At 70.1% G+C, this 25,708-nt stretch carries 22 protein-coding genes and 1 tRNA gene; 10 read left to right on the top strand and 13 right to left on the bottom strand.

Annotated features, from left to right (window positions below):
• Positions 1-125: 125 nt before the first annotated feature.
• Positions 126-1,145, bottom strand: coding sequence for a YeiH family protein (locus ACFWZU_RS03815; protein ID WP_439700075.1), 1,020 nt, complete (start codon positions 1,143-1,145; stop codon positions 126-128).
• A gap of 90 nt (positions 1,146-1,235) precedes the next feature.
• Here ACFWZU_RS03815 and ACFWZU_RS03820 point away from each other — a divergent pair, with 90 nt between their 5' ends.
• A complete protein-coding gene (locus ACFWZU_RS03820; protein WP_439700076.1) occupies positions 1,236-2,114 on the top strand; it encodes a LysR substrate-binding domain-containing protein in 879 nt (292 codons plus the stop codon).
• A 227-nt stretch (positions 2,115-2,341) separates the two neighbouring features.
• Positions 2,342-3,004: a UdgX family uracil-DNA binding protein gene (locus ACFWZU_RS03825; protein WP_439700077.1), complete on the top strand. Its 663-nt coding sequence runs from the start codon at positions 2,342-2,344 to the stop codon at positions 3,002-3,004.
• 28 nt (positions 3,005-3,032) lie between these two features.
• Here the strand turns inward: ACFWZU_RS03825 and ACFWZU_RS03830 are convergent, their stop codons facing one another.
• The 4 genes from ACFWZU_RS03830 to lexA form a co-directional block, all read right to left on the bottom strand.
• On the bottom strand, positions 3,033-6,122 hold the full coding sequence (locus ACFWZU_RS03830) for an error-prone DNA polymerase (protein WP_439700078.1): 3,090 nt from the start codon (positions 6,120-6,122) through the stop codon (positions 3,033-3,035).
• Between the two features lie 362 nt (positions 6,123-6,484).
• Positions 6,485-7,888, bottom strand: coding sequence for a Y-family DNA polymerase (locus tag ACFWZU_RS03835; RefSeq protein WP_439700079.1), 1,404 nt, complete (start codon positions 7,886-7,888; stop codon positions 6,485-6,487).
• A 10-nt stretch (positions 7,889-7,898) separates the two neighbouring features.
• Positions 7,899-8,570, bottom strand: coding sequence for a translesion DNA synthesis-associated protein ImuA (gene imuA / locus ACFWZU_RS03840; protein WP_439700080.1), 672 nt, complete (start codon positions 8,568-8,570; stop codon positions 7,899-7,901).
• A gap of 364 nt (positions 8,571-8,934) precedes the next feature.
• Complete coding sequence (gene lexA / locus ACFWZU_RS03845) at positions 8,935-9,540, bottom strand: transcriptional repressor LexA (protein WP_439700081.1); 606 nt, start codon at positions 9,538-9,540, stop codon at positions 8,935-8,937.
• Between the two features lie 151 nt (positions 9,541-9,691).
• Between lexA and ACFWZU_RS03850 the strand changes: the two genes are divergently transcribed.
• A complete protein-coding gene (locus ACFWZU_RS03850) occupies positions 9,692-13,276 on the top strand; it encodes a two-component regulator propeller domain-containing protein (protein ID WP_439700082.1) in 3,585 nt (1,194 codons plus the stop codon).
• A gap of 28 nt (positions 13,277-13,304) precedes the next feature.
• Here ACFWZU_RS03850 and ACFWZU_RS03855 read toward each other — a convergent pair whose 3' ends face one another.
• From ACFWZU_RS03855 to ftsY, 6 genes are all read right to left on the bottom strand, one after another.
• Positions 13,305-13,553: a hypothetical protein gene (locus ACFWZU_RS03855; protein WP_439700083.1), complete on the bottom strand. Its 249-nt coding sequence runs from the start codon at positions 13,551-13,553 to the stop codon at positions 13,305-13,307.
• A gap of 160 nt (positions 13,554-13,713) precedes the next feature.
• Positions 13,714-13,789 (bottom strand) — tRNA-Phe (locus ACFWZU_RS03860).
• 69 nt (positions 13,790-13,858) lie between these two features.
• On the bottom strand, positions 13,859-14,134 hold the full coding sequence (locus tag ACFWZU_RS03865; RefSeq protein ID WP_439700084.1) for an oxidative damage protection protein: 276 nt from the start codon (positions 14,132-14,134) through the stop codon (positions 13,859-13,861).
• A 146-nt stretch (positions 14,135-14,280) separates the two neighbouring features.
• Positions 14,281-15,354: an A/G-specific adenine glycosylase gene (mutY, locus tag ACFWZU_RS03870; protein WP_439700085.1), complete on the bottom strand. Its 1,074-nt coding sequence runs from the start codon at positions 15,352-15,354 to the stop codon at positions 14,281-14,283.
• Positions 15,351-16,406, bottom strand: a complete 1,056-nt coding sequence (locus ACFWZU_RS03875; protein WP_439700086.1) for an AsmA family protein — start codon at positions 16,404-16,406, stop codon at positions 15,351-15,353. The genes mutY and ACFWZU_RS03875 overlap by 4 nt, the downstream gene beginning before the upstream one ends.
• 7 nt (positions 16,407-16,413) lie before the next feature.
• Positions 16,414-17,547 carry a signal recognition particle-docking protein FtsY gene (gene ftsY, locus ACFWZU_RS03880; protein ID WP_439700087.1) on the bottom strand — a complete coding sequence of 378 codons (1,134 nt, stop codon included), beginning with the start codon at positions 17,545-17,547 and terminating at the stop codon, positions 16,414-16,416.
• A gap of 154 nt (positions 17,548-17,701) precedes the next feature.
• On the opposite strand from ftsY, the gene rsmD reads away from it, so the two are divergent.
• From rsmD to ACFWZU_RS03915, 7 genes are all read left to right on the top strand, one after another.
• A complete protein-coding gene (gene rsmD / locus ACFWZU_RS03885; RefSeq protein ID WP_439700178.1) occupies positions 17,702-18,271 on the top strand; it encodes a 16S rRNA (guanine(966)-N(2))-methyltransferase RsmD in 570 nt (189 codons plus the stop codon).
• A 27-nt stretch (positions 18,272-18,298) separates the two neighbouring features.
• Positions 18,299-18,832 carry a pantetheine-phosphate adenylyltransferase gene (gene coaD / locus ACFWZU_RS03890; protein ID WP_439700089.1) on the top strand — a complete coding sequence of 178 codons (534 nt, stop codon included), beginning with the start codon at positions 18,299-18,301 and terminating at the stop codon, positions 18,830-18,832.
• Positions 18,825-19,322: a hypothetical protein gene (locus ACFWZU_RS03895; RefSeq protein WP_439700090.1), complete on the top strand. Its 498-nt coding sequence runs from the start codon at positions 18,825-18,827 to the stop codon at positions 19,320-19,322. The genes coaD and ACFWZU_RS03895 overlap by 8 nt, the downstream gene beginning before the upstream one ends.
• A gap of 198 nt (positions 19,323-19,520) precedes the next feature.
• Positions 19,521-19,781 carry a YfhL family 4Fe-4S dicluster ferredoxin gene (locus tag ACFWZU_RS03900; protein WP_209615844.1) on the top strand — a complete coding sequence of 87 codons (261 nt, stop codon included), beginning with the start codon at positions 19,521-19,523 and terminating at the stop codon, positions 19,779-19,781.
• Positions 19,778-21,502, top strand: coding sequence for a gamma-glutamyltransferase (gene ggt, locus ACFWZU_RS03905; RefSeq protein ID WP_439700091.1), 1,725 nt, complete (start codon positions 19,778-19,780; stop codon positions 21,500-21,502). Before ACFWZU_RS03900 ends, ggt begins: the two co-directional genes overlap by 4 nt.
• A 183-nt stretch (positions 21,503-21,685) precedes the next feature.
• Positions 21,686-22,549: an MBL fold metallo-hydrolase gene (locus tag ACFWZU_RS03910; RefSeq protein WP_439700092.1), complete on the top strand. Its 864-nt coding sequence runs from the start codon at positions 21,686-21,688 to the stop codon at positions 22,547-22,549.
• Complete coding sequence (locus tag ACFWZU_RS03915; protein WP_439700093.1) at positions 22,546-23,595, top strand: TMEM43 family protein; 1,050 nt, start codon at positions 22,546-22,548, stop codon at positions 23,593-23,595. Before ACFWZU_RS03910 ends, ACFWZU_RS03915 begins: the two co-directional genes overlap by 4 nt.
• A gap of 317 nt (positions 23,596-23,912) precedes the next feature.
• Here ACFWZU_RS03915 and ACFWZU_RS03920 read toward each other — a convergent pair whose 3' ends face one another.
• Both ACFWZU_RS03920 and ACFWZU_RS03925 read right to left on the bottom strand, forming a co-directional pair.
• Positions 23,913-25,175 carry an EAL and HDOD domain-containing protein gene (locus ACFWZU_RS03920; protein ID WP_439700094.1) on the bottom strand — a complete coding sequence of 421 codons (1,263 nt, stop codon included), beginning with the start codon at positions 25,173-25,175 and terminating at the stop codon, positions 23,913-23,915.
• Between the two features lie 82 nt (positions 25,176-25,257).
• Positions 25,258-25,707: a flagella synthesis protein FlgN gene (locus ACFWZU_RS03925; protein WP_439700096.1), complete on the bottom strand. Its 450-nt coding sequence runs from the start codon at positions 25,705-25,707 to the stop codon at positions 25,258-25,260.
• Position 25,708 lies beyond the last annotated feature (1 nt).

Here is a 25,708-nt window from a genome sequence, read left to right on the forward strand (position 1 = left end):
TCGCCCGACCAGCCCGCGCTGCGGTTCCCGAGAGCCCGTTGGCGGGCCACGCTCGTCAGGTCGGGCGAAAAGCATCGCCCGCCGGTGGGCTCGCGCAGAGCGTCCGCCGGCCTGGCTTCCCGCCCTCAAAGCTGTCCGATCGCCAGCTGCACCAACAGGCTGCTCACTGCCACCGCGGCCCACACCCCGAGCCCCAGCAGGATCGGTCGCGGCCCGCTGGAGATCATCCTGCGCAGGTTGGCCGATAGCCCGATCGCGGTCAGCGCCATGATGATCAGGAACTCCGCCAGCTGGTGGATCAACGGCTGCGCCGCCACCGGCACCAGCCCCGCCGTGCGCACCGCCGAGGCGACCAGGAACCACAGGATGAACCACGGAAAGATCCGCATGAGGCTGAAGTCGGCGGCACCTTTCCTCTTTTCGCGCACCGCCACCATGACCGCCAGCGTGATGCACACCGGGATGATCAGCGTGGCGCGGGTGAGCTTGACGATGGTGGCGTAGTCGCCTGCCGCGTGGCTGTAGCTGTAGCCCGCCGCCACGACGGACGAGGTGTCGTTGATTGCCGTGCCGGCCCACAGTCCGAAGCCCAGGTCCGACAGGTGCATCAGGTGCCCCAGCAGCGGGAACAGCAGCACCGCCACCACGTTGAACAGGAAGATGGTGGAAATCGCGAAGGCGGTGTCGTGCTCGTCCGGCTTGATGATCGGCGTCACCGCCGCAATCGCCGAACCGCCGCAGATCGCCGTGCCCACGCCGATCAGCACCTTCAGCTGGTCCGGCACGCCGAGCAGCCGGCCCAGCCCCCACGCCGCGACGAAGGCCGCGCTCATGGTGATCAGCGTCACCGACAGGGATTCGAGGCCGGTCTTCGCCACCTGGTCGAGGCTGAGTCCGAAACCCAGCGCGACGATCGACCACTGCAGCACCTGCTTCCCGGCGAACTGGATGCCGGGCGTGAAACGCGCCCCCGGTGACACGGTGTTGCGCACCAGGATGCCGAGCACGATGCCGATCACCGGCCCGCCGACCAGCGGAGCGAGCCGGCCCAGCCACAGCGCCAGCAGCGCGATCGCGAGCGTGAGGCCCAGGCCTGGCAGGGCGGCGGAAAGGGTCCGGGTGGGCGTGGCTGCGACGGCGCTCATGGTCAGCTCGTGGCGAAGTGGGCCCATTGTCCGCTCGCGACGCCTTCAGCAAAACTTTGCATGTTTGATGATTGGTATAAGCTCGGCTGAATGCTCAACATCACGCCCCGCCAGCTCGACGTGTTCGTGCAGACCGCGCTGCACGGCAGCCTGCGTGCCGCCGCCGAGCGCGTGCACCTGACCCAGCCGGCCGCCAGCATGGCGCTGGCGGAACTGGAACGGCAGCTAGGCGCGCCGCTGTTCGACCGCGAACGCGGGCGGCTGCACCTCAATCCGCGCGGGCGTGAACTGCTGCCGCGCGCGCAGGAACTGCTCGAGCGCCACGCGGAACTGTCCCGCTTCGGCCAGGGCGACGCGCAGGCGCTGGCGGGCGAACTGCGCGTCGGTGCCAGCAACACGGTCGGCAACTACCTGGTCGGCGAACTGCTGGGCGGCTTCGTGCGCGCGCAGCCGCAGGTGGCGATCCGCCTGCGCGTGGCCAATACCGACACCATCGCCTCCCAGCTGCTCGACCACGCGCTGGATGTCGGCTGCGTGGAGGGCCCGGTTGCGCATCCGCAACTGGAACTCGAACCCTGGCGCGAAGACCGGCTGCGCGTGTGCGCCTCTCCAGAGCATCCGCTGGCGCGCAAGCGCGCGCTCAAGCCGGCGGACTTCGCCGGCGCCCGCTGGGTGCTGCGCGAGCCGGGCTCGGCCACCCGCGCCACCACCGAGCGGGTGCTGGCGCAGCTGCCGCCGGGCGAGACGGTGCTCGAGCTCGACCAGATCGAAGCGATCAAGCAGGCCGTCGCCGCCGGCCTCGGCATCGCCTGCCTGCCCGAGGTGGCGTTGGTCGATGCGCTGGCGACCGGACGGCTGGTCGCACTGAAGACACCATTCCTCGACCTGCGTCGCACGCTCTCGTTGCTGCTGCACCGCCAGAAATACCGTGGAGCACTCTTGGAAGCCTTCCTGCAAACCGTTGGCTGACCAGCGAATCCTTCCCGAAGTCGCGGGGGATCGTTCTCGCGCTGCTGGGATACTTGGCGCTCAGCTGGAAGCCTTCCTGCCAACCGTGCGCTGCCACGTGAATCCTTCCCCCGCGCGCGGGGGAAGGTGCCCGAAGGGCGGATGGGGGAAGTCTTGCGAAAGGTCTCCCCGGCTTGCGGCGCCCCTTGCCGATGGATTCACCCGCCCGGCGCTAGCGTCCGCTGGTCATGCCAACGCGTCCGGTCAACAACCCTTTCGGCGTCCCGCTCGCCAAACCCGTGGACGAAGTGCCGGCAGGCGCCCTCACCACGCTGCGGCGCAAGGCGCGTGACTGCCAGGCTTGTCCGCTGTGGCGCTACGGCACGCAGACGGTATTCGGGCAGGGACCGGCGTCGGCGCAGGTGATGTTGATCGGCGAGCAGCCGGGCCTGCACGAGGACCGCGAAGGCGTACCGTTCGTCGGGCCCGCCGGCCAGTTGCTCGACCGCGCGCTGGGCGAGGCGAGGCTGGACCGCGCGGCGCTGTACCTGACCAACACCGTCAAGCACTTCAAGTACGAAACGCGCGGCACCGCCAAGCTGCACAAGCGCGCCAATGCCGCGGAGCAGGCGGCCTGCCGCATGTGGCTGGCCGCCGAACTGCTGCGGGTGAGGCCGAAGCTGGTGGTGGGGCTGGGCGCGATGGCGGCGCAGACGATGTTCGGCAACGCCTTCCGCATCACCCGCGAGCGCGGCGTGTGGCGGCCGTTGGGCGAGGATGCACAGGGGCTGGCAACGTGGCATCCGTCGGCCGTGCTGCGCATGCCCGAGGAAGCGAAGCGCCACGCGGCGTTCGCCGAACTGGTGGCGGATCTGCGCGCAGTCGCCGGCATGCTCGGAAAGATGGCGTAGGGAAGGCTTCAGCCCACCGCACGCCGCCTCAATGGAAATCCCGCGATCGCACGTCCAGCTCGCCAAGCATCGGCGTCAGGTCCTCCAGCGCGTGCGCAATCAGGTGCTGCACGCCGTGCTCGCTCTCCAGATGTCCCTCGATCGCCAGCAACCGCGACGCGAGCAGCACGCGGCGCTGGCGCAGCACCACGCGCCTCCAGATCACCACGTTGGTCAGCCCGAACTCGTCCTCGATGGTCAGGAACACGACGCCGCTGGACGTCTGCGGCTGCTGGCGCAGGGTGACGATGCCGGCCACGCGGACGGGCCGGCCGTTGGGCACGCCGGCCAGCTCGTTCGAGGCGCGGTAGTGTCGTGCGCGCAGCCGCGGGCGCAGCAGCCGCAGGGGATGCGGACCCAGCGTGGTGCCGGTGAGCGCGTAGTCGGCATGCAGGTCCTCGCCGCGCGTGGGCAGCGGCAGCGCGATGGCTTCGGTTTCGGGCGTGGAGCCGGGGAACAGCGGCAGCTGCGGTTCGACGCCGGCGATCGCCCAGCGCGCGCGATGGCGATGGCCGGCCAACGCGCGCAGGGCGCCGGAGTCGGCGAGCAGGGCCTGGTCGCGGCGGTCGAGCTGCGCGCGCATGCTCAGATCGGCTACGTCGACAAACGGCCGTCGTTCGCGCGCGGCCATGATGTCCCTGGCGGTCGCTTCGGAGAAACCACGGATCAGCCGCAGGCCCATGCGGATCGCCGGCTGCAGCCGTGCATCGCGCTCGGGCTCCAGAGTGCAGTCCCAGTCGCTGTGGCGCACGTCGATGGGCAACGTGCGGATGCCATGGCGCCGTGCGTCCTGCAACAGCTGGTCGGGCGAATAGAAACCCATAGGCGCGGAGTTGATCAGTGCGCAGGCGAACGCCGCCGGCTCATGGCACTTCAGCCAGCTGCTGACATAGGCGAGCAGGGCGAAACTCGCCGCGTGCGATTCGGGGAAGCCGTAGCTGCCGAAGCCCTTGATCTGCTCGAACAGGTGCTCGCCGAACTCGCGGCTGTAGCCGTTCTCCAGCATGCCGGCGAGTAGTCTGTCGCGGTGCGGCTCCAGCCCGCCGTGGCGCTTCCAGGCGGCCATCGAGCGGCGCAGCGCATCGGCCTGGCTGCCGTTGAAGCCGGCCGCGACCATGGCGATCTGCATGACCTGTTCCTGGAACAGGGGAACGCCCAGCGTGCGCTCGAGGACGCCCTTCAGCTTCTCGGAGGGGTAGTCGACCGGCTCCTCGCCATTCCTCCGGCGCAGGTAGGGATGCACCATGTCGCCCTGGATCGGGCCAGGGCGCACGATCGCAACCTCGATCACCAGGTCGTAGAACGCGCGTGGCTTCAGGCGCGGCAGCATGGCCATCTGCGCGCGCGACTCGATCTGGAACACGCCGATGGTGTCGGCGCGGCTGATCATGTCGTAGGTCGGCTTGTCGTCCTTGTGGTCCTTGTTGATGCCGGCGATGGTGTAGTCGCCGCGGCCGTTCGCCTTCAACAGGTCGAAGGTCTTGCGCAGCGCCGTGAGCATGCCCAGCGCCAGGCAGTCGACCTTCAGCATGCCCAGCGTGTCCAGGTCGTCCTTGTTCCACTGGATCACCGTACGGCCATCCATCGCGGTGTTCTCCACCGGCACCAGGGTCGAGAGCGGATGCTCGGAAATGACGAAGCCGCCCGGGTGCTGGGAGAGGTGGCGCGGGAAACCGATCAGTTGGACGGTGAGCGCGAGCACCTGGCGGATCAGTGGCGTGTCCGGATCGAAGCCGCGCTCGCGCAGGCGGTCCGACGGTGGGACTTCGCCGCTCCAGCGGTCGAGCGTGGACGAAAGCTCGCCGGCCAGTTCCGGTGACATGCCCAATGCGCGCGCCACGTCGCGGATCGCGCCGCGGCCGCGGTATTCGGTTGCCACCGCGGTGAGCGCGGCACGGTCGCGGCCGTAGCGGTCGAACACGTATTGCAGCACTTCCTCGCGGCGCTCGTGTTCGAAGTCGACGTCGATGTCCGGCGGCTCGTCGCGGTCGGCGGAGATGAAGCGCTCGAACAGCAGGTTGCTCGTCTCCGGATCGGCCTCGGTGATGCCGAGCACGAAGCAGACCAGCGAGTTGGCGGCCGAGCCGCGGCCCTGGCAGAGGATCTCCTTCGACCGCGCGAAGTGCACGATGTCGTGCACGGTGAGGAAATAGGACTCGTAGTCCTTGGCCCGGATCAAGGTCAGCTCGCTCTCGATCTGCGCGCGCCACTCGGGCTTCTCGCCAGCCGGCCAGCGCCAGCGCACGCCTTCCTCGACCAGGTGGCGCAGCCAGGTGGCCGGCGTGTGGCCTTTGGGCACCAGCTCGTGGGGATAGGTGTACTCGAGCTCCTCCAGCCTGAACGTGCAGCGCTGCGCGATCGCCACGCTTGTCGCGAGCAGGTCGGACGGATAGATGGCCGAAAGCGCACGGCGCGTGCGCAGGTGACGCTCGCCGTTGGGGAACAGCTTGTGGCCGGCCTGCGCCACGGTGGTGTGGTGGCGGATCGCGGTCATCACGTCCTGCAGCGGGCGGCGCGCACGCACGTGCATGTGCGCGTCGCCGGCGGCGACCAGCGGCAGGCCTAGGCGCTCGCCGCGCGCGCGCAGGTCCGCCAGGCGTGCGTCGTCGTCGGGACCGCGGTGCAGTTCGACCGCAAGCCAGCAGCGATCGGGGAAGCGCGTCTTCAGCCAGGCGCCTTCGGTCTCGTCGGGCTGCGGGCCTGGCAGCCACAGCGCAAGCAGGCCGGCGGTTTCGCCCAGATCCTCGCGTCGCGCTTCGTAGCTGCCCTTGGGTGCGCGGCGACGCGCGGTGGTGATGAGCTGGCACAGTCGCGCGTAACCTTGCTGGCTCTCCACGAGCAATACGCATCGGGGTCCGTCTGCGAACTGGAACTCGCTGCCGACGATCAGCCTGACGCCGGTTTCGCGCGAGGCTTCCAGCCCGCGCACGATGCCGGCAAGCGTGCATTCGTCGGTGATGGCCAGCGCGCTGTAGCCCTGTTGCCTGGCACGCTCGAACAGCTCGATCGCCAGCGAGGCACCGCGCTGGAAGCTGAAGGCGGAAAGACAATGGAGTTCGGCGTAGTCGGGAAGGCTCATGCGGTTAGCCTCCAGCTCTGCCGGGCGCTCCGGACAGGCGGCGCCTCTTCCGTCCTTGCAGGAACGCACGTTGTGCGCGACCGGTAACACCATGGGTTGCGGGGACGTGGGGATGGCGGCCGCGCGCAGGGTGCGGTCCTGCAGGGAAGGTATGCATGGCGGCAACCTGGCCCGGGATCATGCGGATGCACCCGCGAGACGGTTGCCCTGGCGCAAGCCTCCCGCCCGCTCCTGGTAGAGCGCACCTGTGCGCGACCGGTAACGCCGTACGCCGCGGGCACGCAAGGATGGCGGTCGCACAGGGTGCGTTCCTGCAGGAAGTGCCGCGGCCGGGCAGCAACGCGGGCTCGTGGTCGGCAGGCTCATGCGAACCATCCGTGCAGCATGAAGCCCGCTCGCTCGCCGACCGGACAGTAGGCCCAGGCGCGCTGGCCGGCGGCGGTTTCGACCACGTAGTAGTCGCGTCGCACGTCGCCGTCCCACCAGCCGCTTTCGACACGCTCGGGGCCGGCCAGGATGCGCAGCTCGCGATCGCGCAACGGAATCGGCTGCGGCAGCAGCCAGCCAGGGCGGGGCAACGCGGGGGCGTCGGCGCTGTCGCCATGGTCGCGCCAGGCACGTTCGGGACGGTGATCGGCGTGGATCGAAAGGCCGTGCACGGTGTCGTCGCCCAGCCGCGCGCGCAGGCGTTCGCGCAGTTGTTCCCACGGCACCGCCTGTTGCGGGCGCACGTCGAAGAGGTCGCGGCCGGCCGGCAGGAACGGCGGCAGCTCGCGTGCGATCAGTTGCAGGGCGCGCACCGGCGCGGCCAGCTGCACGAGGTCCAACCGGCCGCGGGCCAGTTCGAACAGCATGCCCGCGTCGCGCTCGGGGGCGAGCAGGCCGACCGGCACTTCGGTGGCGGCGCCGCGATCGTGTTCCAGACGAAGCACGAAGCGCTGCACGCCGCCGTCGCGACCGGCGAGGTACGCGGCGAGGTCGCCGGTCATGCGGCGCAGCGGGAACAGCAACTGGCCGGTCGCACCCACCTCGTAGTTGAACTCGATGCGCGATTCGAAGTGGTCCGGCGGCTGGTAGCAGTCCAGCGGCGTGGCGAGCGTGCCGCTGAGGCGATCGAGCTGGTCGAGGGTATCGGTGCCCACGCGCCGGCCCAGTGCAGCCCGCGGCAGGGCGTAGACCTGGGCTAGGCGGCGCAGGCCCATGCGGCGCAGGCTGTCGGCCGCGTCGGGCGGCAGGCCGGCGCGTTCCACCGGCAGCTGGCCGAGGGCCTGCTTCAGCGGCGCGTCGTGGGTGATCGCCAGGCCGTCGTGCACGCCGGCCAGCGCGCGCGCGGCCCAGGGGTTGGGCGCGAGCGCGATGCGGTGGCGGAAGCCGAGCGCGATCAGGTCCTCGCGCAGCAGCGCTTCCATCCGCGGCCATGGCCCGAACAGGCGGAAGCTCGCCTCCACCTCGATCAGCAGCGAGGCCGGCATCTGCCGGCTGACCTGCGCGCCGTAGCGGTAGGCCCAGGCGGCGAGGAAGTCGTGCCAGCGCGTGGTGTCAACCGGATCGTGCTCGACCGTGGCAAAGCGCGCGCAGATCGCCTGCGCGGTGGCCAGCGGCAGGCCCGCGCGCAGACCCTGTGCCTTGGCCGCGGCGTTGACCGCGCGCAGCACGCGCCGCTGCACGGGGCCGTCGACCAGCACCAGCGGTTCTTCCGGAGCGGTGTGGCGGCGGAGGACGCCGTCGAGCGCCAACTGCGGCAACAGGATGCAGGCCCACAACATGCCGTGGCCCTCAGGCGCGATCCGGGACAGCCGTGACCGGGCTGTCCGGAATGGCTTCGGACGTGCCCGCCGGCAACGGCCAGGGCAGCGGCTGCGCCGGCGGGTTGCCACCGCGGCACTTGAGCACGCGCAGGCGCGCGGGGCGGGTTTCCAGCACCAGGCGCAGTGCCGCCGGCGAGGCATGGGCCGCCGCCGAGACAGAGCGCATCGCTATCCCCAGGCACTGGCCGGTTTCCGCCGCCAGCTGCAGCCGGCGCAGCGTGCGGTCGTCGGCCTGCTGCGGCCAGCACAGCACGGCGGCGCAGGCGGCCGAGCGCAGGCATTGCTCGGTCGCCCACGGCACGTCGCGCGCTTCGGCGCGCACCACCTGCAGCCGGTCCAGTCGCACGCCGGCGTTGGCCCAGGCGGCGGGGAAAGGCAGGTAGGGCGGGGCGATCAGCGCGACCAGCCCGTCGGCCTGCGTCAGACGCGCGAGCGTGGGCCACAGCAGGGTCAGTTCGCCGATGCCATCGAGTGGCAGCAGCACTTCGCTCAAGGCACCTTCGGGCCAGCCGCCGCTGGGCAGGGCGGCGTCCAGCAGCGGGAAGCCGGTCGGCTGGCGCGAGGGCGGACGGGCTTGCGGCTGGCCGCGCCAGAGCCGGCGGGCGTCGAACAGGTGATCGAGGGCGACGACGTTGCTCATGCGCGTGCTCCCGCAGGCCGCCGCTCCCTATGGCCATGGTGGGCTGAAGCCCACCCTGCGGGAGCGGCGCAAGATGCAGCGTGGTCGCAAGGCTCCCCCCATCCGCCCTGCGGGCACCTTCCCCCGCAAGCGGGGGAAGGATCGGAAGCCCGCGGCTGCAAGGACGAGCCTTCCCCCGTTCGAGGGGGGAAGGTGCCCGACCTGCCGGCGCCTGGAGCGCCGGCGGAACAGCGCAGCTGGCCCCGTAGGGGCGAGCGCCATGGATGGCGCCAGTCAGGGCGGATGGGGGGAGACGGAGCGCGGCCTTCCATGCTGGCCGCCACCGGGAGACGCGCGCGTCCGCCGCGGCCTGCGTGGGCGTTCATCAGCCGGGCCTCACCAGCCCCGCGAACAAACCCTCGATGGCGAAGTCGGTGGCGCGCGGGTCCACCTCGATCGGGGCGTAGGCGGGATTGCGCGGCAGCAGGCGGATATGACCGTCCCGGTGCTCGAGCCGCTTGACCGTGAACTCGCCTTCCAGCCGCGCCACCACGGTCTGGCCGTGGCGTGCCTCGGGCGTGCGGTGCACGCCGATCAGGTCGCCGGGGAGGATGCCGTCGAGCAGCATCGATTCACCCACCACTTCCAGCAGGTAGTCCGGCTTGAGGCGGAACAGCGAGGCGTCCAGCGCGACCTCGCGGCGCACCTCGGCGTCGGAGCCGATCGGCCGGCCCGCCGCCACGCGGCCGAGCAACGGCACGGTGAGCGTCGGCACCGGCTCGCCCGGGCGCAGGCGGATGCCGCGCGCCTGGCCGGGCACCAGTTCGATGTGCCCCTCGCGCGCCAGCGCCTCCAGGTGCAGCCGCGCCGAGCGGTTCTGCTTCAGGCCCAGCGCGGCGGCGATCTGCAGCTGCGAGGGCGGGTAGCCATGTGCCGCGATGTGCTCTCGCAGGTAGTCGAGCAGGGCCTGGCGGGTGGGGGTCAGGGTCATGTTACTAATATTAGTACATCGGGAAAGGTCGCGGCAGGGGGATGCTTTTGGCATCATTTCGTGAAGGGGAATCCGGCGGTTTGCCGAAAGCGTGAAGTCTCGGGGGACAGCGATGCGTCCGCGAAGGACTTCAGGCGTGTGGGGAAAACACATGGTGTCCGCTTTGCTGCTGGGCATTGGCTTGCTGCTGGGGGCGCCCGCGGCGATCGCCAGCGCGCCGGCCTCCGCTCCGGCCGTGGCGGCCCCGAACCGGGTCCTGCCGACGCCTCAGTTCCGCCGCTACGGCAGTGCCGATGGCTTGCCCAGCAGCCTGGTCTACACCGCGGTGCAGGGGCCTGACGGCACCATGTGGTTCGGCACCAAGAACGGCATTGCCCGTTTCGACGGTGTGGAGTTCCGCAATTTCCGCCACGTCTCCGGCGATCCCGACTCGCTGGCCGGCAACGGCATCTCATCGCTGTTGATCGACAGGCAGGGTCGACTGTGGGCCGCCGGCCTGGATGCCGGCCTGAACCTGCTGGACGCGACCACCGGCAAGTTCGACCACTGGAAGCACGATCCGGCCAACCCCGGCAGCCTGGTCAGCGAGAAGGTCTGGGCGCTGGCGCAGACGGCCGACGGCAGCCTCTGGGTAGGCACCCGCTTCGGGCTGGACCGGATGCGCGCCGATGGCAGCTTCGAGCACGTGGTCAACCCGTTGCTCGGGCCGGCGCCAGCGGATTTCGGCGAAGTGGCCGCGCTGTACGTGGACCCGCGCCAGCGGCTGTGGGTCGGCAGCGCCCATGGCATCTTCCGGCGCGACGCCGATGGCAGCTGGCACCAGGTGCTGCCCGCCGATCCGGCGCAGACGGTGGATGCCTGGCGCATCGACGGCAACGGCGAGGAGGTGCGCATCGCCACCGTGCGCGGGCTGCTGGTGGTGGGCCCGGACGGCCGCGCCCACCGTGTCGCCCGCGACGCGCTGCCGGACACCAACGTGATGGTCAGCGCCCGCGATCACGCCGGGCGGCTGTGGATCGGCACCCAGCGTGGCCTGTTCCTGCAGGAGCGGCCGGATGGCCCGGTCATCCCGGTGATGAACCGCCCGGTGCTCTACGGCAACCTGCCCGGTACCTGGGTGTGGCAGCTCTACGTCGACCGCGAAGGCGGCCTGTGGGTGACCACGCTCGACGGCGGCGTGGCCTACCTGGCGCCGGGCTGGTACAGCTTCAGCCGCTACACGCACGTCCCTGACAACCCGGCCAGCCTGCGCGACTCGGTGGCGACCACCATGGCGCGCGGCCGCGACGGCCGGCACATCTGGGTGGGCGAGCGCGACGGCCGGGTGGATCGGCTCGATCCCTACACCGGCGAGGTCGAGCACGTACTGTCCGGCCTGCGCGGCGACGTGCTCGGCATGACCGAAGGCAAGGGCGGGCGCCTGTGGGTCGCGGTGCAGGGGACGCTCTACCGCACCCAGGGTCCGCAGGCCGTGGCGGTCGATCCCGAAGGCCTGATGTTCCGCCGCCCGCTGGAAGTCGAGCCCGGCCCCGACCAGCGCCTGTACGTGCGCACCTTCCGCGAAGGCCTGTTCCGCGTCGACCCCGACACGCTCGAGGTGACCCGCGTGCCGATGCACCAGGCCGACGACAAGATGCTGTGGGGCGCGCAGATGACGCTCGACGACCGCGGCACTTTCTACTACGCCAGCGAGGGCGGGCTGATGCAGCTCGATCCCACGCACAGCTTCTTCGAGCCGGTGCCCGGCGGACCGACCGGCATCTCGGTGGAAGCCTTCAGCTTCTCGCCCGACGGCCTGTGGCTGGCCACGCCCGACGGGCTGGAACAGTACCGCTACCACGGCGACGGCCTGGCGCTGGTGCGCCATGTGGACATGGCGCACGGCTGGCCCTCGGTCGGCGTGGTCGACATGCGCGTGGATGCGCGCGGGCGGGTGTGGATCTTCGGCACCGACGGGCTGTGGCGTTTCGATCCGGATACGGGGCGCTTCCGCTCGTTCGGCCTGCAGGACGGCCTGAGCAACACCGAGTTCTCGCGCGGCTTCGCGCTGATGCCTGATGGCAATCTCTACGCGCCGACGCTGGGTGGCGTGGTCGCATTCAATCCCGACCGCGTGTGCGAGCAGGCCACGGTGCCGCAGCTGGCGCTGACCCGCGTGCGGGTGCGTCGCCACGGCAAGCTGACCGACCTGCCGCTGGGCCCCGGCCCGGTCGAGGTGGACTGGCGCGACCGCGAACTGGGCGTGGAGGCGAGGGTGTTTTCCTACGTCGATCCCTCGGCCAACCGCTACCGCTTCCGGCTCGATGGCCTGGACAGCAGCTGGATCGACGTCGACAGCCGCGGCCAGCGCGACTTCGCCGGACTCGGCGCGGGCGACTACACGCTGCGCGTGATGGCGGCGGGCGCCGGCGGCGCCTGGGCGCATCTGGGCACGCCGTTGCGCATCCATGTCGAGGCGCCGCCGTGGGCGCGCTGGTGGGCCTGGCTGACCTACGCCATCACCCTGGTCCTGGGCGTGTGGACGGCATTGCGGTTCTGGCGCCGGCGCATCGCGCAGCGCCATAGGATCGCGCTGGCCGAGCAGCAGCGCTGCCTGGCCGAGGAGGCCAGTGCGGCCAAGACCCAGTTCCTGGCCACCCTGAGCCACGAGATCCGCACGCCGATGACCGGTGTGATGGGCATGGCCGAACTGCTGCTGACCACGTCGCTGAAGCCCGAGCAGCGCGACTACACGCTGGCCATGCAGCGTTCCGGCGGCATGCTGCTGAAACTGCTCAACGACGCGCTCGACCTCGCGCGCATCGAGGCCGGACGGCTCGATCTCGAGCTCGCGCCGTTCGATCCGCGCCAGCTGGTCGACGACGTGGCGCAATTGCAACTGGGCCACGCGCAAGCCAAGCGCCTCTCGCTCGCCATGGAGCTGGCCGACGACCTGCCGCCCCGGGTGGTCGGCGATGCCGTGCGCATCAAGCAGGTGCTGCTCAACCTCACCCACAACGCGCTCAAGTTCACCGAATACGGCAGCGTGAAGCTCTGCGCGCAGCGCTACGCCGACGGCCTGGTTTTCAGCATCGCCGATACCGGCCCGGGCATTCCCGAATCGGCGCAGGCACGGCTGTTCCAGCGCTTCGAGCAGGTCGACGGACCGCAACGGCGCGCCGGCAGCGGCCTGGGACTGGCGATCTGCCGGGAGCTGGTCGGCATGATGGGAGGCGATATCGAGCTGGAGTCGCGCGTGGCGCAGGGCACCACCTTCCGCGTGCGCCTGCCGCTGCAGCCACCCGCCGGCGGCGCCGCCGCGATCGCGGTCGCGCACGCGCCGATCGGCCGTTCGCTGCACGTGCTCCTGGTCGAGGACGACGCGATCGTCGCAGCGGTCATCCGCGGCCAGCTCGAACGCCAGCGCCACCGCGTCTGCTACGTCGCCAACGGCCTGGGCGCGCTCGCCGAACTGGACCAGTCGCGCTTCGACGCCATCCTTCTGGACCTGGATCTTCCCGGCGTGGACGGTTTCCAGGTCGCACGCCTGATCCGCCAGCGCGAAGAGGCTGGCCGACGCATTCCGATCCTCGCGGTCACCGCCCGTTCCGGCGGCGACGAGGAAGCGCGAGCGCGCGAGGCGGGGATGGATGCGTTCCTGCGCAAGCCCTTCAGCGGCGAGGCGCTGGCCGAGTTGTTCGTCGCGCTCGTGCCCGAACCGGCTGCGCCTGCGAGCGAGATCGCCGATCCGGCCTGATCGCGCACCGGCCGTACAGGCGGCCGCTTCAGCTCAGCAGGAGCAGCCGATGGGCGTCGTTGACCTGTTCAAGCGTGGCGTAGCAGTGCGCCATGACGCACGATCCTGTCCACTCCGGCCCGGCGCTGGTCGCGGAGGTCATCGTCATGGGGTGATAGAGCTCGCCGTCGACGTTCAAGGAGGGCGGGAACGTGAGGGAGGCATCCGTGACCTTGCTGACGATCTTTCCGTGATGGTTTCCGCCAGCCAGCAGACACGTCCAGGTTCGGTGATTCACGAGCCGATTCCCTTTGCCTAGCCGCGCTAGTTCGGTCTAAACCGGTGAAAGCCATGTGAAATGAGCGGCCTGAAACGCGTGGCGAGGAGGGCGTTGCTTCCGAACGGCAACCGGCGGGCAAAAGAAAAGGGCCTGCATCTCTGCAGGCCCTTTGGACACCTGGTGGCCGGGGACGGAATCGAACCGCCGACACGGGGATTTTCAATCCCCTGCTCTACCAACTGAGCTACCCGGCCGGGAAGAGTTTCCACGCTTGAATGCGTGCTGCGTGGAGCCGCGCATTTAAGCGGATGCGAAGGCGGGCGTCAAGGCTCGTCGGGAGCGACGTAGCCGGCGGGTTGGGCGACGTCGCCTCCGAAAAAGTAGTTCTCCATCTGCTCGCCGAGGAACTGGCGGGTCTTCGCTTCCAGCGGGTTCAGGCGGTACTCGTTGATCAGCATGGTCTGGTGGGCCAGCCATTGTTGCCAGGCCTGTTTCGATACGTGCTCGTAGACGCGCTGGCCGAGCGGGCCGGGCCAGGGGGCGAAGTCGAGGCCTTCGGCATCGATGCCGAGCTTGGCGCAGTGGACGGTGCGGGGCATGGCGTTTTCCGGTGTTGCTCAAGTGGCGTTCGCGCCGAGGGTAGCTGGCGCGGCAAGCGGAGTTGAAGCGGTGCGTGGTCTGGCGGATGTCCCTCGACGTCCGTCCGCGGCCTGCGCTCGGGAGGGCTTATCGGAAGGGGCGTGGCTCAGGAGGAGCATGCGGGATCGCGGCTCAGTGATTCCAGCAAGGTCCGCACAGGAGCGGGCAGTCCGAGGTCCGTCCACTCGTCGCGGGCGTACCAGCGCAGCGATGCATTATCGGCGATCGAGGGATGGCCTGTCGCGCCGTCGAACAGCAGCGGCTCGACTTCCAGCCGGTAATGGCTGAAGACATGGACAAAGGGCGTGAGCGCTTGCGCGTCGTCCAGCTGCGCGTGCGTCTGCGCCAGGCGCCAGGCGGCTTCGTGACCGGTTGCTTCGGGCAGGCTCCACAGGCCCGACCACACGCCGTTGGGGCCGCGGCGCTCCAGCAGCACGCGGCCCCGAGCGTCGCGCAGCACGAGCATCGTGGTGCCGCGCGTGGGCAGCGTCTTGCCGGGCTTGGGCGTAGGCAGCTGCGCGGTGCGGCCTTCGCGACGCGCGATGCAGCCGCCGGCCAGCGGACAGGCCGGGCACAACGGGCGCGAGCGCACGCAGACGGTGGCACCCAGGTCCATGATCGCCTGCGTGTAGTCGGCTACGCGCTCCTGCGGCGTGTGCGCCTCGGCGCGCTCCCACAATTGCTTCTCGACCGCGCTCAGGCCCGGGTGGCCTTCGATGCCGTGGTAGCGGGTGAGCACGCGCTTGACGTTGCCGTCGAGGATCGCAAAGCGCAGGCCGTGCGCCTGCGCGAGGATCGCACCGGCGGTGGAGCGGCCGATGCCGGGCAGCGCGGCGAGCGCGTCGAAGTCGCGTGGCAGCTCGCCGCCGTGGTGCTCCACGCACAGCTGCGCGGCGCGATGCAGGAAGCGCGCGCGGCGGTAGTAGCCCAGGCCCGACCACAGCGCGAGCACGCGGTCTTCGTCGGCCGCGGCAAGGTCGCGCAGCGTCGGCAGCGCGCCGGTGAAACGCAGGAAATAGGGGATGACCGTGGCGACCTGCGTCTGCTGCAGCATCACCTCGGACAACCACACGCGATAGGCGTCGCGGCAGCCGTCCGGTGCGGCGGCTTGCCAGGGGAGGTCGTGGCGCCCGTGGCGGTCGAACCAGGGCAGCAGGTCGGCGGCGAGGGCGGAACTCATCGGGCGTCGCTGCTGGCCGGGGCCGCCGGCGGGCCGGCGCTGGAAGCCGGCGCGGGCGTCAATGTCATCTGCAGGCCTTCGACGTGCACGCCGGCCACATCCAGCGTCGCCGCATCCACGTGCCCGCTGCCGGGCGGCACGCCCAGCCGCGGGCCTTCCTCGTCGCCGATGTGCGACCACCAGCGCGCCACGCCCAGCGGCGGCAGGCGCAGCTCCAGGTGGTTGCCCGGGCCGTCGAGCTTGAGCGCGAGCAACAGCGGGTCGCTCTGGTTGGCGGGGGTCAGCTGCAGCGAGATGTCATAGCGTCCCGCGTCGGCGTGGTCCAGCGAGCCGGCGAGCGTGGCCGCGGCATCGGCGGCGCCGTGCCAGTGCGCCTCGCCGGTCAGATTCATCGCCAGCGCGACGCCGCGCGTGAAGTTCAGGTCGATGTCGTTGAGCTGCAGCGCGTTGCCCTGGATGCGCGGGGTGGCGGTCAGGCGCAGCTGCATCGGCGTGCCGCCGGCGTCCTTGGCGGAGATCACCAGCGGGAACGGCTGGCCGGAAAGCAGATTGCCGGCGTCGAGCGAGAAATCGCGCAGCAGCAGCTTGTTGCCGCTGACGATGGTGCCACGGGCGATGCGCACGCCGGTGTCGATGCGCGGGATGTTGGGTGCGCCGGTGCCGCCCGAAGGCAAGCCGGAAAGCCAGGCCTGCAGGGCGTCCAGATCCACGCGCGGCGCATCGATTTCCAGCCGGGAGATGACCGTCGGACCGCCGAACAGGGTGCTCCAGGGCAGCGCCAGGCGGCCGTTGGCGGCCAGCAGGATCGGCATGGTCGCGCCCTGCGCGGTGAGCGTGAGCCCCTCGAGTTCCAGCGCCGGGCGCGGGAACAGGGTGGGGCTGGCGGGACTGGCCAGGCTGAGCTCGAGCCCGGCCTGGCGCGCCTGCTCCTGCAGCATCGCGGTGAAGCGCTCAGGCTGCAGCAGCAGATAGACGGTGACCAGTAACGCCACCAGCCCGGCGACGAGGACGCCAGCCAGGCCCAGCAGCGCGATGCGCAGCCGCCGCGACATCCGCCGCTCAGGTCCGCGCCAGCGTGGCCGGCAGCAGGCCGTCGACGAAGGCGCGCGCGTCGAACTGGCGCAGGTCGGTGGCGCTTTCGCCCAGGCCGACGAAGCGGATCGGCAGGCCGAACTCGCGCGCCAGCGCGAACACCACGCCGCCCTTGGCGGTGCCGTCGAGCTTGGTCACTACCAGTCCGGTCACGCCCACGATCTGCTGGAACTGGCGCAGCTGGCTGATCGCGTTCTGGCCGGTGGTGCCATCGATCACCATGAGCACTTCGTGCGGCGCATCGGCATCGATCTTCTTGAGCACGCGGGCGATCTTGGACAGCTCGTCCATCAAGCCGCCCTGCGTGTGCAGGCGGCCGGCGGTGTCGGCGACGAGCACGTCGGCGTTCCGCGAGCGGGCGGCCTGCAGTGCATCGAAGATCACGCTGGCCGCATCGGCGTCCTGGCCCTGCGCGATCACCGGTACGTTGTTGCGCTCGCCCCAGGTCTTCAGCTGCGCCACCGCGGCGGCACGGAAGGTGTCACCGGCGGCGAGCAGCACCTGGCGGCCCTCGTCGCGCCAGCGGCGCGCGAGCTTGCCGATCGTGGTGGTCTTGCCCACGCCGTTGATGCCCACGGTGAGCACGACGAAGGGCTTGCGGCCACTGATGTCCAGCGGCTGCTGCACCGGCACCAGCATCGCCACCAGCGCTTCGCGCAGCGCGGCCAGCAGCGCGTCGGCATCGGCGAATTCGCGCTTGTGCATGCGCTTGCGCAGGCCCTCGACCAGGGTGGTGCTGGCCTCCACGCCGACGTCGGCAGTGATCAGCAGGGTTTCGAGCTCGTCGAGCAGGTCGTCGTCGAGCTTCGGGTGGCGCACGAACAGCGAGCTGAGGCCCTTGGCGAAGCCGCTGCCGGCAAGGCGCTCGCGCCAGCTGCGTTTGGCCGGCGCGGTTTCGGCCACGGTCGCAGGCGGCGGCGGCTCGTCGACGACGGCCGGTTCCTCGGGGACAAGTTCGGCGCGCGCTTCGTCCAGCACCGGGCTGGCGTTGTCCAGGGCGGTCGCGTCGGCGGCGTGCGCGTCGCCCGGCGGCGTCTGACCCTGTTCGGCCGGCTGCTCCGAAGTCGTTTCGGTGGGTTTCTTCTTCCAGAATTTGAGCATTGCGGCGGCGTTTCCAAGACAATGCGCGGATGCTATCACCCGCTACCAGACTGCCCGCTGAGGGCCGTTCGCGCTCGTGCCGTCCACGGGGACGACCGATGCCGGCCTGCACAAAGAGGGCGGTCGCGCACAGGGATCGCTCCTGCAAGGGGGTCTGGGCGTGACCGGCCGTATCCGCATCATCGGAGGCAGCCTTCGGAATTCGCGGCTGGACGTGCCCGACCTGCCGGGGCTGCGACCGACGCCGGAGCGCGTGCGCGAGACGTTGTTCAACTGGCTGGCGCCGGTGATCGCCGGCGTGCAGGCGCTGGACCTGTGCGCCGGAACCGGCGCGCTGGGCATCGAGGCGCTGTCGCGCGGTGCCGGCGCGGTGCGCTTCGTCGAACGCGACGCACGCGCGGCCAAGGCTTTGCGTGACAACCTCGCACGGCTGAAGGTCGAGGGCACGGTGACTGCCGCCGATGCGGCGGCCTTCCTGGACGGCGCGGCAACGCCTTTCGGACTGGTGTTCCTGGATCCGCCCTTCGCCGCAGGCCTGTGGCCGGTACTCGCGCAGCGGCTGGAGCAGGGCGGCTGGCTCACGCCGCAGGCCTGGATCTATGTCGAGTCGCCGCGTGATCAGGTGCGGGCACTGCCGGCGAACTGGTCGCTGCACCGCGAGGGGAAAGCGGGCGAGGTGCGCCACGCGCTCTATCGCCGCTGCCCGGAGCTTCCGTTAAGCTAGCCGCCACTCTCGCGCTGCAGCCCCTACGTGAACAAAGCCCCGGTCAACAAGCGCCTGGCCGTGTATCCCGGCACCTTCGACCCGATCACCAACGGCCACGCCGATCTGGTGTCGCGCGCCGCGCCGCTGTTCGAGCGCGTGGTGGTGGCGGTGGCCGAGAGTTCGGGCAAGGGGCCCGGCTTCAGCCTGGACGAGCGCATCACGCTGGCGCGGCTGGCGCTGGCCGACCTCCCCAACGTGGAGGTGCGTGGCTTCAACAGCCTGCTGGCCGATTTCGTCACCGAGATGGGCGCGGGCGTGATCATCCGCGGGCTGCGCGCGGTGTCGGACTTCGAATACGAGTTCCAGCTCGCGAGCATGAACCGGCACCTGATCCCGCAGGCGGAGACGCTGTTCCTGACCCCCGCGGAGCAGTACAGCTTCATTTCCTCGTCGCTGGTGCGCGAGATCGGTCGCCTCGGCGGCGATATTTCCGGTTTCGTGCATCCGGCAGTGCAACAGGCCATGCGGCAGCGCTGGCGACAAACCCACACTCACTCACAGGGAGACACCCATGCGTAAGTTCCTGATCGCCGCAACCTTCGCCCTGGCCGGCAGCCTGGCCCTGTCCGCCTGCAACAACCAGGACGACACCCAGCAGACCACCCAGCAGGCTGCCGCGCCCAAGCCGACCAATCCGAACGATGCGCAGGCCTGGAACGCCTACCTGGGCCAGATCGTGCAGAACAACATGCAGGGCATGACCGCCGAGCGCCCCTACGCCTACCTGGTGCCGGCCGGCGACGACGAGGATGCCAAGGCCAAGTACGACCGCCAGCTGAGCAACGTGCAGGACGTCATCGCCCGCGGCGTGCTGCCGGGCAACCTGCTGGCCTTTGCCGGCCCGAACTCGACCAAGACCGCCGACTTCGTGACCGCCGCCTTCGCGGGCGCCAAGCCGGGTTCGTTCAAGGACGTGATCGTGCTGTTCATCGGCGATGAGGCCGACAAGGATCGCGTGATGACCGCGCTGCAGCCGACCGGCGCGACCGTACGCTTCGTGGCGATGTAAGCCACGCGCCAACGCGCTCGATACGCCCGCGATGCCGCAAGGTGTCGCGGGCGTTTTCGTTTGCGGGTACGTAGGGTGGGCTTCAGCCCACCACCCCATGCCGCGGTGTAACCCCAGGTGGGCTGAAGCCCACCCTGCGCGTGTCGCGGAACGGGATTTCCCGGGTACGGATGGCCGCGCCGCGCTACCATTGACGCCATGTCCCTGAAGATCCTCGACACCTGCGTCAACTGCGACGTCTGCGAGCCCGCGTGCCCCAACAAGGCCATTTCGATGGGCGAGGACTATTACGTCATCGATCCGGCCCTGTGCACCGAATGCGTGGGCCACCATGACGAACCGCAGTGCATGGTCGTCTGTCCGGTCGAATGCATCATCCTCGATCCGGGCCATGCCGAGACGCGCGAGCAACTCGAACTGAAATACCGCCAGTTGATGGCCAAGGAGACCACGGCATGAGTCTGTCCCTGCGTTGGCGAGCCCTGTTGCTGAGCCTGTTGCTGACCAGTACCGCCGCCTTCGCAACGGATCCGCCGCACCAGGCGCACCCCGTCGCTCCCGCCACCACGGCAACACCGAAACCCGGCCATGCCGCGATCGCCAGCGCCAACTTCCTGGCCACCAACGCTGGCCTGGAAGTACTGGCCAGGGGCGGCAACGCGTTCGACGCGGCGGTGGCGGTAGCGTCCACGCTGTCGGTGGTCGAGCCGGAGAGTTCGGGACTGGGCGGCGGTTTCATGGCCGTGCTGCGGCGCGCCTCGGACGGGCGCGAGGTGTTCATCGACGCGCGCGAAGTGGCGCCGGCGGCGGTGGATGCCAAGGATTACGTCAATCCTGATGGCTCGCCCAACCGCGACGCGGCGCTGAACGGTCCACTTTCGGCCGGCATTCCGGGCGAGCCGGCAGGCCTGGCCTGGCTCTCCCGGCACTACGGCAAGCTCCCGCTGTCGGCCTCGCTGGCGCCGGCGATCCGCACCGCACGTGACGGCTTCAAGCCGGACAGCCGCCTGCGCAACGCGATCGCCGAGCGTGCAGACGATCTGAAGCGCTGGCCCGCCTCCGAGGCGAAGTATTTCGTCGAAGGCAAGCCGCCCGTCGAAGGCACGCTCTGGCGCGACCCGGACCAGGCACGCACGCTCGAGATCCTCGCCAAAGAGGGGCGCGACGGCTTCTATCAGGGTGAAGTGGCCAGGAAGCTGGTGGCCGCCGTGCGCGCGGCCGGCGGCAACTGGACCGAGGCGGACCTGGCCGGCTACCAGGTCAAGGAACGTGCGCCGATCAGCGTGGACTACCGCGGCTACCGCATCGTCACCGCGCCGCCGCCGTCTTCCGGCGGCGTGGCGATCGCCGAGATCCTCAACATCCTGCGCGGCGTGGACATGGACAAGCTCGACCGCGCCCATCGCGTGCACTACGTGGTCGAGGCGATGCGCCGCGCCTTCCGCGACCACAACGATTACCTCGGCGATCCGGATTTCGTGAAGATGCCGCTGGACATGCTGCTGTCGCCGTTCTACGCCGACGGCCTGCGCCAGAGCATCCTGCCGGACAGGGCCACGCCCTCCTCGATGCTGCCGCACACCGGCGCCTCCGACCCCGGTCCGCACACCACGCATTTCTCGATCATCGACAAGGACGGCAACATGATCGCCGTCACCTCGACGGTGAACTACACGCTCGGTTCCACCTTCGTCGCCGCCGGCACCGGCGTGCTGCTCAACGACGAGATGGACGACTTCGCCCTGGTGCCGGGCAAGCCCAACGTCTACGGCCTGCTCGGCAGCAAGGCCAACGCGCCGGTCGGCGGCAAGCGCATGCTTTCCTCGATGTCGCCCAGCCTGGTGATCGGTCAGGACCGCACCGCGGTGATCGGCTCGCCTGGTGGTTCGACCATCATCACCCAGGTGCTCGAAGGCATCCTCGCCTTCATCGACGGCAAGGACGCCGGCGCCATCGTTGCCCAGAAGCGCTACCACCACCAGTTCCTGCCCGATCGCGTGGACGTGGAGCAGGGCGTGTTCGACCCGGCCACCACGAAAGAGCTCGAGCGCATGGGCTACACGCTGCACCCGCGTGATCCCTGGGGCTTCATGAACGTGGTCACCTGGGACCACCGCAGCAACACGCTCCAGGCGGCCAGCGATCCGCGGCGGCCCTCGGGATTGGGCAAGGTGCAGTAGGTCGCACTTCCCCGCAAGGCTTCCCCCATCCGCCTGTCGGCACCTTCCCCCGTTCAACGGGGGAAGGTGCCCGGAGGCGGAAGGGGGGGCGCCTTTGCCTTGCGCCCCACCATCGCCCCCGGCAGACAGCAGTGCCCCCCCTGCGTAGAATCCGGGGAAGCATCCTTGGACAGGGGACGTGTCATGCAGCTGTGGTCCCTTGAGGGCAACACCCAGAAACTCGACGGCGGGGCGATGTTCGGCAACGCGCCGCGGGCCATGTGGGCGCGCTGGATCGAGCCGGACGCGGAGAACCGCATCCCGCTGGCCTGCCGCTGCCTGCTGGTGAAGGACCTGGACGGTCGCAACGTGCTGTTCGAGACCGGTATCGGGGCCTTTTTCGAGCCGAAGCTGCGCGAGCGCTATGGCGTGGTCGAGGACCGCCACGTGCTGCTCGAGTCGCTGGCCGAAGCCGGCCTCTCGCACGAGGACATCGATGCGGTGGTCCTCTCCCATCTTCACTTCGACCACGCCGGCGGCCTGCTGGCGCCGTGGGCGGAAGGGCAGCCGCCGCGGCTGCTGTTCCCCAACGCCACTTTCATCGTTGGTGCCGAGCACTGGCGCCGCGCGCAGTCGCCGCACCCGCGCGACCGCGCCTCGTTCATTCCCGAACTGGCCGGGCTGCTGGAAGCCAGCGGCCGGCTGGAGCTGGTCGAAGGACCGCACTCGAAGGCGCTCGGCGAATCGGTGCGCTTCCACTTTTCCGACGGCCACACGCCCGGGCTGATGCTGTCCGAGGTCGGCGGCGTGGTGTTCTGCGCGGACCTGATCCCGGGCCGGCCCTGGGTGCACCTGCCGATCACCATGGGTTACGACCGCGCGCCGGAGACCCTGATCGACGAGAAACGCGGCTTCCTCGAAGACAAGCTCGCGCGCGGCGTTCGGCTGTTCTTCACCCATGACCACGCCTGCGCCCTGGCCAGGGTGACCCGCGATGACCGCGGCCGCTTCGGCACGACGGACGAACAGGCGAGGCTGCGTGGCCAGCCTGCCGGGGCGATGGGGTGAGGCGCCACCTGCGGGTCGGCACGCGGGCTCTGCTGCTGCGCGGCATCGGCGCCGTGCTGCTGATTGCGGGCCTGGGACTGGCGGCGGTCACAGAGCGCGGCCTGCTGCTGCATCACCTGGCCGCGGCGCGCCACGGCGGCGACGTGGTCCAGGTCGGCTCGGGCGGGCCGCAACCGGGACAGCACGGCAGCATGGTGCTGGTTTCGGGCACGCCGGAAGTGATCGAGGCGCCGCACGATGCGGACTTCAACCTGACCGTATCCACGCCCGTGCTTACCCGCCGCGTGGAAATGTTCCAGTGGCGCGAGGTGCATGTCGGCGACGACGTGCACTACGAGCTGGACTGGTCGGATGAACTGCAGGACACGGGCCGGTTCAAGCAGCCGCGCGGGCACGCCAACCCGAAAACCATGCCGTTGCAGGGCCAGCGCCTGGTGGCAGGCAAGGTGCAGGTCGGCGGCTTTGCGCTGGGACCGCTGCTGGTGCGCGCGCTGCCCGGCACGGAAACGGTGGCGCCGGACCCGTCGCGCCTGCCGGCCAACCTGGCCGCGAGCTTCAGTCTCTATCACGACTACCTCACCACCAGCGTCGACCCCGGCTCGCCGCGGCTGGGCGACGTACGGGTGAGCTGGCAGGCGGTGCCGGTGCAGCCGGTCACGATCTTCGCCCGCCTCGATGGCGACCGGCTGGTGCGGGCCAGCCAGGCGGACGACCAGGGCTACCAGGTGCAGGTGGGCGAGCGTTCGCTCAGCGACGTGCTGCCCGACGTGCCCGATCCGCCGGAGTTCACGGTCGCGCGTCGTCTCGGCGCGATCCTGCTGGCCGCGCTGGGCGCGTTCCTGTTGCTGTGGGAACGCCGCCAGCGCGTCGGCGACGTGGCGCTGGCGCCGGCCGTGGGCGTGACGGCGATCGGTGCGGTGTCGTGCGCGTCCTGGCTTGGCGGTGACTGGCCACCCGTGTTGAGCTGGCTCGCGGTGACGGCCGCCGGCGTGCTGGTGGTGGTCTTGCTGCACCGGCGGATGGGGCGGCCGGACCGGGCGCATTGATCGGGCGCTCCGCGGTCGCGGGAAGCTCCGGCAAGCGCAGCGCCCCATTCTGAAATCCTTCCCCCGTTCACGGGGGAACGTGCCCTAAGGACGGACGGGGAGGCCTTGCGAAAGGCTCGCCCGGGCGTCCCGCTCAAGAGCGCCCCATCTGCCTGTCGGCACCTTCCCCACGCGCGGGGAAGGACCGAAGGAGGGCGCCTCGTCCGGGAACCTTGCCCCGCGAAGGCCTGCAGATGGCAGTGCAGCGATGGAGCCTGGGCCCTGACGGGAAAGGGCCCCTTTCGGGGCCCCGGCGAGGAGGGACGCGTCCGCGGGACTCAGGCCGCGACGGCCGGCGCCTTGGGCTCGGCGAAGGCGTACACCTGGTCCGCCCACTGGGTAGCTTCCAGGTAGATGCCGGCCATTCGCTGGATCTGCTGGGGCTGGGCCTGGCCGCTCAGCTGGCCGGCTTCCCACGCGTGGATCTGTTCCAGCAGCGGGCCGAACGGACCGCGGTTGCCGACCAGCGCCTCGCGGATTTCGGGCACCAGCGGGAGCTGTTCGAGCACGAACTCCATCGGCGCGCACATCAGCACGTCCAGCAGGGAGAACAGGCCGACGGTGAAAGCCATCTCTTTCTGCTGGCGCGGCATGTGCGAAGCCAGCTGCTCGCACATGTGCGCGCGGATCAACGCGGTGCGCAACAGCTCCGGCGGCCGGTCGTCCATGCCGCCGAGCGACATGGTGTAGATCCAGTTGCGCATGCGCGTGACGCCGAAGAAGATCGCCGCCTGCTGCACGGACTTGAGCTGCTTGGGCAGGCCGAAATAGGCCGAGTTCACGCAGCTGAGCAGCTTGTAGGAAAGGATCGCGTCGTTGCGAATGATGTCGCCGAGCTCCACCGGGCCGGGGCTGTTTTCCTGCAGTTCGCGCATCAGGCGCAGCATCGACAGGCGGTTGGCCGAAAGCACCGGCACTTCCACCTGGTCGGGGATCAGCAGGTAGCGGCCCTGGATCGCCTGCAGCGGAAGCTCCAGGCAGCGGTGATAGGTGGCGTGGTCGTCGACCTGGCCGGCGATCACCCAGATGCCACGCTCGTGCAGCTGCTGCGCGCGTTCGCGCAGTTGCTCGGGGGACAGCGCGCGGGCGTCCAGCCGCACGAACTGCACGATCTGCAGCAGTGCCTCGAACGCGACCGAGCCATGCAGGTCGGCCGCGCCGACGTCCAGCATCAACAGGCAGCCACGCTGGGCCATCTTGTTGAGCCGGTCCATCAGTTCGGGGTCGTCGGCCATCGACGGCTGCAGCACCACCCCGAAACGCGGCTGGTGCGCCAGCACGTCGGTCTGGCCCAGCAGCAGTTCGCGCGAAAGGGTAAGGAAGGTGCGGTTGCCGCGCACCAGCCGGGTCAGCGCGCCATCGGCCAGGGTCGAGAGCACCCGCTGCATCAGCTCGTGCTCGTCGCCGGCGTGGCGGTGGAACATCACCTCGTAGGCGAACAGCTCGCGTTTCTGGTCCAGCATCGGCACCCGTACCACCGGCAGCGGGATGTCGCGGTTGCCGGCAAGGCGGGACTGGGCGGAAACGGCGGTATCGCTCATGTCTTGATCTACTCGCGGGCTAGGCCGCCTGGGGTGGATCGCCACCGGCCTCGCGGCGCGGTGTCCGTGGGACTCGTATCGGTCAGGCCGAGGCCAGGTGGTGCGAGCGCAAGGCCGTGCGCACTTCGCCACCGGGTCCGTACACGCTGCGCACGTCGCCGCCCTGGCCGCTCAGCACGGCCAGCGCCTCGCGCACCTGCGCCAGCCGCTGGTTGACGAGGCTGCCGTTGCGCTGGTTCATCTCCTGGCATCCGCGGATCACCTCGAGCACCTCGCGCCAGCGCGACTCGGTGCGCGCGGCTGCGTTCGGCTCGAGCTTGAGCATCTGCACGCGTTCGGCGTCCAGTTCTTCCAGCCGCTGCATCAGCGCCTGCTTGCGCGTGCCGGCGCGGTCGAGTGCGGCCGCATCGGCGCCGACGAGTGCTTCGCGCTCGGCGACCAGGGCGGCCGAAAGCTCGGTGGCGGCCCGGTGCAGGTCCTCCACCACCGCGTCCAGCGCGGCTTCGAGCTCGTGGTGCAGCAGCTTGCTCATG

Source organism: Frateuria sp. GZRR33 (assembly GCF_051900425.1).
Taxonomy (GTDB): domain Bacteria; phylum Pseudomonadota; class Gammaproteobacteria; order Xanthomonadales; family Rhodanobacteraceae; genus Frateuria_A.

Coding starts and splice junctions, on each gene's coding strand:
- ACFWZU_RS03815 (WP_439700075.1), bottom strand. CDS start 1,145: ATGAGCGCCGTCGCAGCCACGCCCACCCGGACCCTTTCCGCCGCCCTG.
- ACFWZU_RS03820 (WP_439700076.1), top strand. CDS start 1,236: ATGCTCAACATCACGCCCCGCCAGCTCGACGTGTTCGTGCAGACCGCG.
- ACFWZU_RS03825 (WP_439700077.1), top strand. CDS start 2,342: ATGCCAACGCGTCCGGTCAACAACCCTTTCGGCGTCCCGCTCGCCAAA.
- ACFWZU_RS03830 (WP_439700078.1), bottom strand. CDS start 6,122: ATGAGCCTTCCCGACTACGCCGAACTCCATTGTCTTTCCGCCTTCAGC.
- ACFWZU_RS03835 (WP_439700079.1), bottom strand. CDS start 7,888: ATGTTGTGGGCCTGCATCCTGTTGCCGCAGTTGGCGCTCGACGGCGTC.
- imuA (WP_439700080.1), bottom strand. CDS start 8,570: ATGAGCAACGTCGTCGCCCTCGATCACCTGTTCGACGCCCGCCGGCTC.
- lexA (WP_439700081.1), bottom strand. CDS start 9,540: ATGACCCTGACCCCCACCCGCCAGGCCCTGCTCGACTACCTGCGAGAG.
- ACFWZU_RS03850 (WP_439700082.1), top strand. CDS start 9,692: ATGGTGTCCGCTTTGCTGCTGGGCATTGGCTTGCTGCTGGGGGCGCCC.
- ACFWZU_RS03865 (WP_439700084.1), bottom strand. CDS start 14,134: ATGCCCCGCACCGTCCACTGCGCCAAGCTCGGCATCGATGCCGAAGGC.
- mutY (WP_439700085.1), bottom strand. CDS start 15,354: ATGAGTTCCGCCCTCGCCGCCGACCTGCTGCCCTGGTTCGACCGCCAC.
- ACFWZU_RS03875 (WP_439700086.1), bottom strand. CDS start 16,406: ATGTCGCGGCGGCTGCGCATCGCGCTGCTGGGCCTGGCTGGCGTCCTC.
- ftsY (WP_439700087.1), bottom strand. CDS start 17,547: ATGCTCAAATTCTGGAAGAAGAAACCCACCGAAACGACTTCGGAGCAG.
- ACFWZU_RS03895 (WP_439700090.1), top strand. CDS start 18,825: ATGCGTAAGTTCCTGATCGCCGCAACCTTCGCCCTGGCCGGCAGCCTG.
- ACFWZU_RS03900 (WP_209615844.1), top strand. CDS start 19,521: ATGTCCCTGAAGATCCTCGACACCTGCGTCAACTGCGACGTCTGCGAG.
- ggt (WP_439700091.1), top strand. CDS start 19,778: ATGAGTCTGTCCCTGCGTTGGCGAGCCCTGTTGCTGAGCCTGTTGCTG.
- ACFWZU_RS03910 (WP_439700092.1), top strand. CDS start 21,686: ATGCAGCTGTGGTCCCTTGAGGGCAACACCCAGAAACTCGACGGCGGG.
- ACFWZU_RS03920 (WP_439700094.1), bottom strand. CDS start 25,175: ATGAGCGATACCGCCGTTTCCGCCCAGTCCCGCCTTGCCGGCAACCGC.
- ACFWZU_RS03925 (WP_439700096.1), bottom strand. CDS start 25,707: ATGAGCAAGCTGCTGCACCACGAGCTCGAAGCCGCGCTGGACGCGGTG.